This is a genomic window from Bariatricus sp. SGI.154, assembly GCF_050313795.1.
GTDB lineage: Bacteria > Bacillota > Clostridia > Lachnospirales > Lachnospiraceae > CAMBRQ01.
Map to the genome: position 1 here is coordinate 41,677 of NZ_JBNPMC010000004.1, position 11,926 is coordinate 53,602.

General features: G+C 43.6%; 12 protein-coding genes and 1 other RNA gene. 11 read left to right on the plus strand and 2 right to left on the minus strand.

Annotation, left to right across the window (positions count from 1 at the left end; all coding sequences use genetic code 11):
- Positions 1-222 precede the first annotated feature (222 nt).
- The 6 genes from ACQRBN_RS03580 (at position 223) to ACQRBN_RS03605 (ending at position 4,504) form a co-directional block, all read left to right on the plus strand.
- On the plus strand, positions 223-648 hold the full coding sequence (locus ACQRBN_RS03580; RefSeq protein WP_427737593.1) for a DUF6465 family protein: 426 nt from the start codon (positions 223-225) through the stop codon (positions 646-648).
- A gap of 155 nt (positions 649-803) precedes the next feature.
- The gene (locus ACQRBN_RS03585) at positions 804-1,790 is read left to right on the plus strand and encodes a helix-turn-helix transcriptional regulator (RefSeq protein WP_427737594.1); all 987 of its coding nucleotides are present in this window, start codon (positions 804-806) and stop codon (positions 1,788-1,790) included.
- A 28-nt stretch (positions 1,791-1,818) separates the two neighbouring features.
- The gene (locus ACQRBN_RS03590) at positions 1,819-2,640 is read left to right on the plus strand and encodes a hypothetical protein (protein ID WP_427737595.1); all 822 of its coding nucleotides are present in this window, start codon (positions 1,819-1,821) and stop codon (positions 2,638-2,640) included.
- Between the two features lie 62 nt (positions 2,641-2,702).
- Positions 2,703-2,876, plus strand: coding sequence for a hypothetical protein (locus tag ACQRBN_RS03595; RefSeq protein WP_427737596.1), 174 nt, complete (start codon positions 2,703-2,705; stop codon positions 2,874-2,876).
- Positions 2,877-3,018: 142 nt separating this feature from the next.
- Positions 3,019-3,849 (plus strand): PHP domain-containing protein, encoded by an 831-nt coding sequence (locus ACQRBN_RS03600; RefSeq protein ID WP_427737597.1) that lies wholly within the window; start codon positions 3,019-3,021, stop codon positions 3,847-3,849.
- A gap of 529 nt (positions 3,850-4,378) precedes the next feature.
- Positions 4,379-4,504, plus strand: coding sequence for a hypothetical protein (locus ACQRBN_RS03605; RefSeq protein WP_427737599.1), 126 nt, complete (start codon positions 4,379-4,381; stop codon positions 4,502-4,504).
- A gap of 164 nt (positions 4,505-4,668) precedes the next feature.
- Here ACQRBN_RS03605 and feoB read toward each other — a convergent pair whose 3' ends face one another.
- Together feoB and ACQRBN_RS03615 are read right to left on the minus strand one after the other, a co-directional pair.
- Complete coding sequence (gene feoB, locus ACQRBN_RS03610) at positions 4,669-6,711, minus strand: ferrous iron transport protein B (RefSeq protein WP_427737600.1); 2,043 nt, start codon at positions 6,709-6,711, stop codon at positions 4,669-4,671.
- A complete protein-coding gene (locus tag ACQRBN_RS03615; RefSeq protein ID WP_427737602.1) occupies positions 6,708-6,938 on the minus strand; it encodes a FeoA family protein in 231 nt (76 codons plus the stop codon). The genes feoB and ACQRBN_RS03615 overlap by 4 nt, the downstream gene beginning before the upstream one ends.
- Positions 6,939-7,078: 140 nt before the next feature.
- Here ACQRBN_RS03615 and ACQRBN_RS03620 point away from each other — a divergent pair, with 140 nt between their 5' ends.
- From ACQRBN_RS03620 to ACQRBN_RS03640, 5 genes are all read left to right on the plus strand, one after another.
- Positions 7,079-8,104 carry a putative ABC transporter permease gene (locus ACQRBN_RS03620; protein ID WP_427737603.1) on the plus strand — a complete coding sequence of 342 codons (1,026 nt, stop codon included), beginning with the start codon at positions 7,079-7,081 and terminating at the stop codon, positions 8,102-8,104.
- Between the two features lie 114 nt (positions 8,105-8,218).
- Positions 8,219-8,569: a transfer-messenger RNA gene (gene ssrA, locus ACQRBN_RS03625) on the plus strand.
- 766 nt (positions 8,570-9,335) lie between these two features.
- Positions 9,336-9,824: an RNA polymerase sigma factor gene (locus ACQRBN_RS03630; protein WP_427737604.1), complete on the plus strand. Its 489-nt coding sequence runs from the start codon at positions 9,336-9,338 to the stop codon at positions 9,822-9,824.
- 28 nt (positions 9,825-9,852) lie between these two features.
- Positions 9,853-11,067, plus strand: a complete 1,215-nt coding sequence (locus tag ACQRBN_RS03635) for an anti sigma factor C-terminal domain-containing protein (protein ID WP_427737605.1) — start codon at positions 9,853-9,855, stop codon at positions 11,065-11,067.
- Between the two features lie 180 nt (positions 11,068-11,247).
- Positions 11,248-11,925 carry a response regulator transcription factor gene (locus ACQRBN_RS03640; RefSeq protein WP_427737606.1) on the plus strand — a complete coding sequence of 226 codons (678 nt, stop codon included), beginning with the start codon at positions 11,248-11,250 and terminating at the stop codon, positions 11,923-11,925.
- Position 11,926 lies beyond the last annotated feature (1 nt).

The window sequence follows — 11,926 nt, forward strand, 5'->3', positions numbered from 1 at the left end:
ATGGCAAAATCGTACGAAAGATGAACGAGTATGATAGGAAAATCACAAGCAATTCGTACAAAAAATAATTTTGAAAGATGCAAAGAGTAATCAAATATTACGAAGAATGCCCCGAAATCCTGAGGATATGGGAAATACAGGTGATAATTGCATTTTCAAAATAATGTGCTATAATAGTCAGGTCTAGGTGACGAGGCTTAGGAGAAATGAGGAGGAATTATCATGGCCACAAAAAAAGTAACACCAGCAACAGAGGTAGCAAAAGAGACAGTAGAAGTAGTGAAGGCAGAACCAGCAGCGAAGCCAGTAGAAGCAACAACCGAGCCGGCTAAGACTCCTGCAGCTAAGAAAGCAACTGAAAAGAAGACACCTGAGAAGAAAGCGCCGGCAAAGAAGACAGCAGCGAAGAAGACAACTACGACTACAAAGAAGACGACAGCAAAGAAAGAGATAAAGGTAAGTACTTTTGTTCAATATTTGGGAAAACAGGTAGAGGAGAAAGAGATTATCGCCAACGTTAAGAAGGCATGGACAGGTTCCGGCAAAAAGGTTGGAGATATCAAGACAATGGAATTATACATTAAGCCTGAAGAGAATGCTGTATATTATGTTGTAAATGGAACAGAGACAGGATCAGTTGAGTTCTAAGATATTGGCAGGAAATGAGAGAGGGTTACTGTGTAAGCGAGATGCTTAGGCAGCAGCCTTCTTTTTGTTTGCTTTGATTGTTGTTATTTTTATTATTGACGCATGCGAATGCTATTGATATCATAAATACAGAAGAAAAAAGAAGGACTCCCAAGATGTCGAAATCCTATAATCAAAAAGTGAAATTGCTGTTTCTGATGGATCTTCTCACTGAAAAAACGGATGGACAGCATACGATCTCTATGAAAGAGATATTAAGCGCCATGGAGAAAGAAGGAATCCGGGCTGCGAGAAAAAGTATATATAGTGATATTGATACGTTAAAACAGTATGGAATGGATATCGAGTATCGCAAAGAACCGCCGGAAGGATATTATCTGGCAAGCCATGATTTTGAACTGGCAGAATTAAAACTTCTGGTGGATGCAGTTCAGTCATCAAGGTTTATCACGGAGAGAAAGTCCAGAAGCCTGATTCGCAAGATTGAAGGTCTGGCAAGCAGGTACGAAGCGACCAGCCTTCACAGGCAGGTGTATGTTGCAGACCGCGTGAAGACAATGAATGAAAGCATCTATTATAATGTGGACAAGATCTATTCGGCGATATCAGAAGACTGTCAGATTGCGTTCCAGTATTTCCGGTGGACGATAGAGAAGAAAACAGTACTTAAGAATCACGGGAAACTATATAGAATCAGTCCATGGGCGCTTAGTTGGGAAGAAGAGAATTATTATCTGATCGGCTATGATGAGGCGAGTGGGATACTGAAGCATTTCCGGGTAGATAAGATGCAGAGAATCGAGATGCTCCCGGAGAAGAGGATAGGAAAGGATCGGTTCAAGGATTTTGATCCGGTCAGTTATTCCCGGAAGACATTTGGCATGTTTGCAGGGGAAGAGGAGATGGTGAGCATCCGGTTTCCCAACAGGCTCGTCGGAGTGGTCATCGACCGTTTTGGAAAGGGAGTATCCGTCCGGAAGGATGGGGAGGAACATTTTATTGCCCATGTCCAGGTTGCGGTGAGCGAACCCTTTTTTGGGTGGTTAACAGGACTGGGAAAAGATGTTATAATAATATCGCCTGAGAAGGTTGTGAAGGAGTACACGGCTTTACTTGGGACGATTATGGATTCATACAAGTGATTGACAAGGGGTAAAGGAGACGAATGATATGAATGAAGTAATGAACATGGGTACATATTTGCAAGGATTACTGGAGGGAACTTCAGAAGGCGATGTCAGTTATTTTCTGGCATGGGCAACTCAGATGTTGATGATTATGCTGGCGGTTACGGCAGTTGTCGGTCTTATCATCTGTTTCTTCGGATTAAAATTATCAAGGATACTGGCTGCGATTACAGGTCTGGTGATCGGCGCGGTGATTGGTGTAGGAATCGCCGTTGGATTTGGGCTTAAGGATATGACAATATTGATTGCGATAGCAGCGTGTGCGGTCATTTGTGCAGTGCTATTTGGCTTATTGCGGCGATTGGGAATTTTCTTTCTTGTTTTCGTGGAAGTAGCAGGGATATTCGTCTCGCTGGCTGTTCCGAATGCATTGATACTGGGAATTGTTGGTGTTGTTGTTGCGATTGTGATGGCAATATTGTCTGTGATCTTTACAGAGCCGATTGTGATCCTGGTTACAGGAATCTCCGGAGGACTGGCTGTGGGGAATGCGGCAGTAGCATTGCTTGGCATGAGTGATCCTGCGTGGATTGGATATGTGATCGGAGCAGTAGTGGCATTGATTGGAATCTGGATTCAGTTCATGATGCATTCCAGAAAGATCGGGAAGAAAGAAAAGGTATACTCTGAGCAGGTCAAAGAGAAGGTATCTGTGGAGTCCGAGGTAGAGAAGGCAAGAAGGATATTGGAAGATGACGATGATGAACATGAAGACAGCAAGAAAGAGAATGCTGCGGATGATTCGAATGAAAAAAACGATGAAGAAGATGATGATGATATAAAAATTATCGAAGAAGAGATCTAAGTCCCTTTTATGACACACCTCTCCTGATATAGTAATGACTATAGAAGGAGAGGTGCTTTATTATGAGTAAAAGAATGAGGTTATTGGTTGTACTGGCGGGCGTTTTGATTCAGATTATGGTGATGATTCTATACAGTTTTGCGGAGGTGGAGATTCCGGAATATACTTATATGGTGATATGGTGTATATGTGCGTTGGTTGTGCGGCACTCTGTGAATGCTGAAGAGAATTTATAATCAATAAGAAGATAGCAGTATAAAAGAGAGGTTATGTCAGATGTGTCGTGAGGGAAAATCCGCCATGAAGGTCCGGTTAGTTGTATTTTAAAAGGTAAATGTGATATAATAATTTTAGAATATGAATGAAGGAGGCCTTGGTATGAAAATAGATATGCATTGTCACGTAAAAGAGGGCTCTCTAGACAGTAAAGTAGGTCTGGATGAATATATCACGAAGTTGAAAGAGCATGGATTCGACGGTATGCTGATTACAGACCATGATACCTACAAGGGATACCGTCATTGGAAGTATAATATGAAAGGCAAGGTTCATGAAGACTTTGTGGTGTTAAAAGGAATTGAGTATGATACCTGTGATGCGGGTCATATCATCTGTATCATGCCGGAAGGAGTGAAGATGAGACTCCTGGAATTAAGAGGGCTGCCGGTGAGCGCGCTGATTGATTTTGTACACCGTCACGGTGGAATCCTGGGACCGGCTCATCCATGCGGTGAGAAGTACTTAAGTTTCACGAACACGAAGAAATACTACAAGTCTCCGGAGATTATTAAGAGATTTGATTTTATCGAGGCATTCAATGCCTGCGAATCAGAAGAGTCTAATATGGGGGCTATGAAACTTGCTATGAAGTATAAGAAGCCAGGGATCGGCGGAAGTGATGCTCATAAGTTAGACTGTGTGTCTATGGCGTATACGGAATTGCCGGAGCATGTAACCTGTGAGACGGAACTGATATCCCTGATTCGTAAGAAAGTACCAATCGGAGTGGGCGGTACGCTTTATGGGAAGACGACGAAGGAGAAGATGGGGAAGGCGAATAAGATATTGACGTACTCCTTCTGGTTCTATAATAAGGGCGGCGAATTGCTAAGGCGCCATAAGAGAAAAGTGAAAGGACAGATTGAGAATCCGATCGACCCGATTGATCCGATTGAGATACCATATCTTCATATGCAGAATAGGATGTGAATTTGGTGGTGAAATTAGAGTATTGGAAGTGTACGGTGCAAGGGTAGGAAAGTTATGGGCTGTGGCCGGATCATTTCGCTAAGACCTCGTAACAGAAAAAAATACCGTTAGTTCTAACCGGACATATTCGCCGTAAGCCCTTGATGGTCTTACGACTCAGATGCCCTCGAAACCAGGACTTGTGGTCCTGGTTTCGTACGAACTGACGGTATTTTTTTCTGCAACGAGGTCTAAGGTGAAATGATACGGTCACAGTCCATAACTTCCCTGCTCTTGCACCTGATATTCCTGCATCCTCAAGTTTTTCCCACCGGGAGGATTCAGGCGGGGATGTGTGTGGAACGTTATTGGTAGGGCAATAGATTGTGCGGCTCGAAATTACATGCCCTAGGAAAGATTGGAACAACTATGTGGGTCCTTCAACTTATATTGCAAAATTCTTCACACTCCCGAAATGTTATTTTACCAATATCATTCTACTCGCACCCGCATAAGAATCTCCCCGGTTTATTAAGAGTCGCACATAAGAATGTCAGGCAGAGAGGGCGGTATGGTGGGGCGGATTCGTAGAAGAGCCGTACAAACCGTTAGTGAAAGAGAGATAGAAAATCAGGATGAATTCTGTGCCACAAGCACAGAATTCAAGAATGTCTGAGCCGGGGAAATCTTTCAGATTTGTCCGGTGAATACATTCGATTCCCGATTTCCTAGTTCTCTTGAACTTACGGCTTGTAGGCGATTGGAGTCGGATCCGCCCCACCATACCCGCCCTCTCTGCCGTACACTTTTCTAAAAACTCTTCATAAACCAAATTCGGCCTTAAAACAACACCCCAATATGATACACAATCACACTCATAACCCATGCCATCCCTAATTGGAACAGAATAATTCCAAAAGTAGACTTCCAACTCTTAAGTTCCCGGTGGATCGTAGCAATCGTTGCCGTGCAAGGAACATACAACAGGCAGAATACCATTAATGCATAAGCATTCGCGGCGCCGAACCCCATAGAAGCCAGAGTGGCTACCATGGCATCCATGCCGTGTGCGGTAGTAATATTCTGGATTCCGAATAATACGCTGCAGCTGGATACCACCATTTCTTTGGCGGCAATTCCTGCGATTAATGCTACGATAATCTGCCAATATCCAAGTCCTGCCGGCTTGAAGAGTGGAACAACTGCTTTCCCGATAACGGAGCCGAAACTTTGGCTAATATCCGTTACATAGCCATGAGGACCGAAGTTTAAGATGCACCACATGATTACGGACGCAATGAAGATTACGGTTCCGGCTTTGGTTAAATAGTCTTTGATCTTCTCCCATACATAGATGCCTATGGTACGTGCATTGGGAGATTTATATTCCGGTAATTCGATGAGAAGTGCATGTTCTGCCTTGCTTCCGTCTAATTTGGATAGTATGTATGCTGTCGCAATTGCAATTACGATTCCAAGAAGATACATGGAGTAGCAGACGAGCATTGCCTGTTTTCCGAAGAACATAGAGGAAAACAAGACATAGATTGGAAGCCTTGCGCTGCACGACATGAATGGCGTGACCAGTATCGTCTTGAAACGGTCATGTTTATGCTCCAGTGCTCTGGAGGCCATAATAGCAGGTACAGAGCAGCCGAATCCGAGAAGAAGTGGAAGGAACGCTCGTCCTGATAATCCAAGCCTGCTCATGATATCGTCCATGACGAATGCTACTCTTGCCATATATCCGCTGTCTTCCAGCAATGCCAGTGCCAGGAACAATATAAAGATGTTCGGAAGGAAGGTAAGGATTCCTCCCACACCGGAGATAATTCCATCAATGATCAGAGATTGAAGCATAGGGCTTACATGAATGGCAGTAAGTCCGTTTGCTGCAAACGAAGAGATTTCTTCTAATGCAATCTCAAAATACCCTTTTAGCCAGTCGCCGATTGTAAAGGTTAAGAAGAAGACCAGCGCCATAATTCCAAGAAAGATTGGAAGACCGAGCCAGCGGTGGGTAAGATAGTGGTCAATCTTGTCAGTGGCTTCTTCTTTTCTGGATTTGTTAACCAGCACTTCTGCAATGACTTCTTCGATAAAATCATATTTCTGATTAATGATGTCTTTTTCGTAACTGCGGTCGATCACATCCTCCAGGTTAAGAGGGTGATTCTCGGTTACGCCTTTATCTTTTTCCAGTAATTTGATGGCGTGCCAGCGTTTGTTGTGCATCTCTGGGTAATTCTCGTTAAGCCTTCCCATGATGATGTCGATCTTGTCTTCGATATAATCTTCGTACACCATGGCATATTCTTCATGGTGATTGTGTACATGGGCAGAGGATTTGCCCGTGTGATGATGAATGAAAGGTCCCTGCTTGGCATATTCGTTGTGATGGGCAACTGCATGAAGCAGGATGGAGAGTCCGGTCTTCTTCCTGGCAGATACTGGGATAGCAGGTACGCCAAGCATCTCAGGCAGTCGGTGGAGGTCGATCTCCATGCCGCGCTCTTCTACGATGTCCATCATGTTCAGAGCAAGCACGACCGGCTTGCCAAGTTCGATCAACTGGAGTGTCAGATAGAGGTTCCGCTCCAGGCTGGATGCATCAATGACGTCAACTATGACATCTACTTCGTCGCTCATGATACATTCACGGGAGACGGTTTCTTCCATTGTATAGGATGTCAGACTATAGATACCAGGCAGGTCGATTAATTTGAATTCCTGTCCCTGATAGACAGTCTTGCCCTCTTTCTTCTCGACGGTAACGCCGGGCCAGTTGGCGACTTTCAGGTTCGCTCCGGTAAATGCGTTAAAAAGAGTGGTTTTTCCACAGTTCGGATTGCCGATGAATCCGACATTGATTGTATTGCTCATGATGCCTGTACCTCCGTAACTTCGATATGGTCTGCAATTCTTCTGCCGAGTGCAAATCGGGTGCCACGGAATTTGGCGGTGAGAGAACCTTTTTTATCATTGTTCAGTATGGTAATTAAGGAACCTTCTGTAAGTCCCAGGGCTTCCAGACGGCGCTCAAGCTGTAATTCGATGTCGATGGATTCGACACGGTAGGTCTGGTTATTTTTCCCTTGCTTTAGTGTCATTTTCATTGCTCCTCTTAAGTGTTATTGATAATTATTATCTATTACTCGTATATAATATCACTATTTGACGAAGATGGCAATGTGAAGTATACTGTAATTCATATGTTAGGACTTTAGGACTTTAGAATCGGAGGTAATGTATGCAGTTATACTTTTTTGTCTTATACTTTTTTACATATGGATTCCTGGGATGGTGTACGGAGGTGGCTTATGCTACAACGAAGGAACTAAGATTCGTAAACCGAGGTTTTTTAAATGGACCGATTTGTCCGATCTATGGAGTAGGAGTCGGCGTGGTGGTAATGTTTTTGGAGCCTGTGGAGAATAATCTGATACTTTTGTATATCGTGTCCACGGTACTGGTAACGCTGATTGAGGGACTGACCGGATATCTGATGGATAAGATATTCCATCATAAATGGTGGGATTATTCGAATCAGCCGTTGAATATCGGGGGATATGTATGCCTGTTGTTCTCGCTTGTGTGGGGCGTTGCATGTGTGGCGATTGTGAAAGTGATCCATCCTATGATTCACAATGCACTTGCGCTTATACCACTGACGGCAGGAATTGTGTTGATTGTTGTGTTGGGAACGGTGCTGTTCGCTGATTTGTATGTGACTGCATCTGCAATTCTGAAACTGAACAAAAGGCTGGATGCGATGGAGAAGATTGCGGCAGAGTTGCGGGAGATCTCCGACAAAGTTGGAGAGAATATCCACGAAAATGTCATGGAGACCATGGAATTCTCAGAGGAGAAAAAGAAACAGTTGGATTCTGCTGTATTGGATCTGCGCGAAAAGTTAGATGAGACGAAGCAGCAGATGGATTCTCTTGCTGTGGAGATGCGTGAGAAACTGGAAAATGCTACAGAGGAGCAGAAGAGTCGTTTCGAAGAGCGGAAGAATTATATCGAAGAACAGAGAAACCGCATCGAAGAGAGAATCCGCATGGAGGAGCAGAAAGTTCGCATGGAGGAGCAGAAAGTTCGCATGGAAGAGCAGAAAGTTCGCATAGCAGAGTTGAAGAACAGATATGCGGAACTGGCAGAACGCAGCACGAGAGTCAGCAGACGTCTTGCGAAAGCATTCCCGAAGATGGAATCCAGACATCACAAAGAGATTATGGAAGAACTGAAACTTCGCCTGAAACGCGATCGAAGATAGATGGCACCAGGTATTGCCAGGAAAAAGTGGCTTGACAAAAGGAATATCCGTTCATATAATAGGATATACCTAATGAAAAGATTCGTCTGCAAACCAGAGATACAGCATTATTCAGGGCTTGTACTGGTTTCGACGGGGGTCTGGAAGTGGAAGAAGCCATCCGTAGCGGGACACTACGATAAAAGTTCCAATTAAATATAAACGCAGACAATAGAGAATTAGCGTACGCTGCCTAATTAGGCGGCAGTCGGCCCAGGGTCATCCGCTGCCCCGGTAACCGGCTTCAACGAGGCGGAGCACTTCGTTTCCAAAGCTTTGAGGAGATGGAAGAATCTATGAAGCTACTAAAGTCGGTAACCTGTCATTAGGTGACTGATGGAGGGAATGTTAATATAATGACTGTGATGGGAGATGCTTCGATGGATGGGCTTTCGGACGCGGGTTCAACTCCCGCCAGGTCCACTTAAAAAATCGCTTTAAATCCAGAAAAATCAAGGGTTGAGCGATTTTTTTATTTGCAAATATTTTGCTTTGTAGGCTTATTTTAGCATCTGAATTTATAAGGCAATTCCTCATGTCCAACCGTAAAGTTGCTCCGTGAGCGTTCTGGTGTGTCTCAGAGCCTTTTATGGGACAGGAATAGGAATGAATTAAACATAGACAAAATGAAAGGAGGCTGAAAGAGGACGAGAAATTCAACAAAAGTGTTGAAAAATGGTCTAGACCGATTTATAATAATTAAAGGAAAAGATATTGACTTATTAAAGGTGCTACCTATTGCAGACGGTTAGCCCCAAGTAATTGAATATAATACAAGATTATAACCGCTTAGTTTGGTCGCTAGGGCGGTTATTTTCTTTTGCTTTTGTTGTTAAACGCAAACGCAAGAATAGTAAAGATTACTATTGTATAAGTAAATAGGTCTGAGTATGTAATCATATACTAACGTCCTCCTTTCGCAATATTTCCTCGAAAGGATATCTATAAGATAAACATGAGTCTAGTCTCACGATAGAAGGACTAACCGCCTACCATCTTAGGTAGCACATACTTAGTATAAATTTTAAGGTATAATTTGTCAATTACAGTCAAAACATAAGACACATCGGAAATAAAAATCTGGCATGCCTATTTTTGGGCTTTTGAGTTGAATCTAATTATAAAATTAATATGGATAGACGCGTAACATTTTTCCCGGTTATTCGTTTATCTTATACGAGGAGGTGATAAAGTGGAAAAAGATATATTAGAAGTGCTATACCGCAAATACACAAAGCAAGTCTACCTCTATCTCTATTCCCTTTGTCACAACCATGCGCTGGCGGAGGATCTGATGCAGGAGACATTCCTTAAAGCATTCTGTACAGCGGAGAAAGCAGGGGATGCGATGCTGCCATGGCTTCTGGTAGTAGCGAGGAATCTGTATCTGGATCTATGGCGCAGAGAGAAAAGGATTGCCGGATGGGAAGAATCAGAGGTAACGGATGGAGGAGAAGAGATCCTGGAGCAGATAATCAGGAAAGAGCAGAATCAGAGACTATACCGGGCGATCCTAAGGCTCAAGGATACGGAACGCGAGGCGGTAGAACTCTATTATTTTGCCGGATTATCTCAGGATGCAATCAGCAGAGTCCTGAATCTAAGTTACAGTAACACAAGAGTAATCCTATATCGTGCCAAGCAGAAACTTAAGAGAATGTTGGATGAAAATGAAGGATAGGTATAAAGAATAGAAAGCAGGTGAAGGTATGAGATATGAAGAGAGATTTCGAAAATATCTAAGTGGTGAGTTGGGAAAAGAAGAGGCGGAACAGATTCGGGAGGATCTTGAGAAGATGCAGGTGCTGCTTGGACATCTGGATGATAGCCTGGATCAGGAATTATACGAGGAAGAGGGCGACGAGGAGCGTAAAGACGAACAGGGAAAAGGGGCGAGATCTAGGGACTTAAAGAGGCAGGACTTAAGCAAAGAGGTATCTAAGGCTGTCAGCAGGAAATTTCGAAGATATGCAGCGGTTACCGGTGCAGTGGTGATTGTCGTAGTACTTCTGCTGTTGTATGGTCTATCTCCGCTGCTTGACAAAGTGTGTTACAATCCGTCTGAAAATATTGAGATTGTGGATGAAGAGACACAGTCGGCTGTCATATATTCTCCGTTCCAGTTGACGATGTCGGTATACATGGAGTTGTTCTGTGGGGATAAAGGATTCGCAGATGTGGGGATCAGACCGGAAGGATATGGCAGATATACGATAGACGTTCAGACCCAGATTAATGGAGAGATTACACATCATCCACTGGAACTGGTAAGGAACCATCTCTATCGTCAGGATCTGAACTGGAACCGGTCAGATTTTCCTGATAATGCGTTCACATACCGGCAACAGGGAGGAAGCTGCGCGATGAAGGCAGAGGATGCACGAAAAAAATTAGAGGATATTCCTGAGGCGATGATGATACGTGCGGCAATCTCGTTTGATGATACGAAGAATCTTGAAGAACTGATAGAATTCATGGGGAAATACGATGCCTATTATCTATATTGTCCGCTTATGGTAGATGATGATGGTCATTCGGGAGGTTACTGGGGATTCTGCCCGAAGCAGGCGGGATATGTATTGACAGATTGTTATGACCAGGAGAAATATCCGTATCTGGATGTGTTCCAGTATGAGGATTATGACAATGCTCCGGCAGAGGTGTATGAGAAACATGTGATGTCTATGTTGAATTACATGATGGATCATGAGAAATTCCTGGGAATATTTGATTCGGATGTTCCGGGTGAGAATGTTGTGAATAAGGTAAAATATCAATCGGCGCTTCATTATATAGAAGAGAATGGAGTTAATAGTTACGGAACGGTGGTCTATGCCACGAAGCAGGAATTGCTTAAGATGCTGGAGGATGAGACTGTAAGCGGAGTCTATATGCTGGACAGTTCTCTGGATCTGAAGTACTGAGAGTGGAGTGGAAGAGAAGGATAATTATCCGGAGAATTCAATATTTTCACACAAATGACATATTTACCTGGTATGATACACTTATATGAGTTTCTTGTGGTACACGCTTTTGGGTGAGTGTGCGTTACAGGATGATATATAGTCAGTGGATTCAAGAACTTCGGATGGAGGTTGTACGATATGGAGAAGATTAAGATATTGGTAGTAGATGATGAGAGCAGAATGCGCAAATTAGTCCGGGATTTTCTGGAACGGAAGGGGTATCAGGTGCTGGAGGCAGCAGATGGCATAGAGGCGATGGAACGCTTCTATGAGGATAAAGAGATAGCGTTACTTATCCTGGATGTAATGATGCCGAAGATGGATGGATGGCAGGTGTGCCGAGAAGTACGTCAGTCTTCCAAGGTGCCGATCATTATGCTTACGGCTCGCTCTGAAGAACGGGATGAACTGCAGGGCTTTGAATTGGGAGTGGATGAGTATATCTCAAAGCCGTTCAGTCCGAAGATCCTTGTGGCAAGGGTAGAGGCAATCTTAAGGCGCTCTCATGCGTTGGATATATCAGAGACGGTAGATGCCGGTGGGATCTGTATTGACAAGTCTGCACATCAGGTGAAGATCGATGGGAAAGAGATCGAACTTAGTTTTAAGGAGTTTGAATTGTTGGCGTATTTTGTCGAGAATCAGGGGATTGCATTGTCCAGAGAGAAGATCCTGAATAATGTATGGAATTATGATTACTTTGGTGATGCAAGAACCATTGATACCCATGTGAAGAAGTTAAGAAGCAAGTTGGGTGACAAAGGCAATTATATCAAGACAATCTGGGGCATGGGATACAAATTCGAGGTGGAATAAG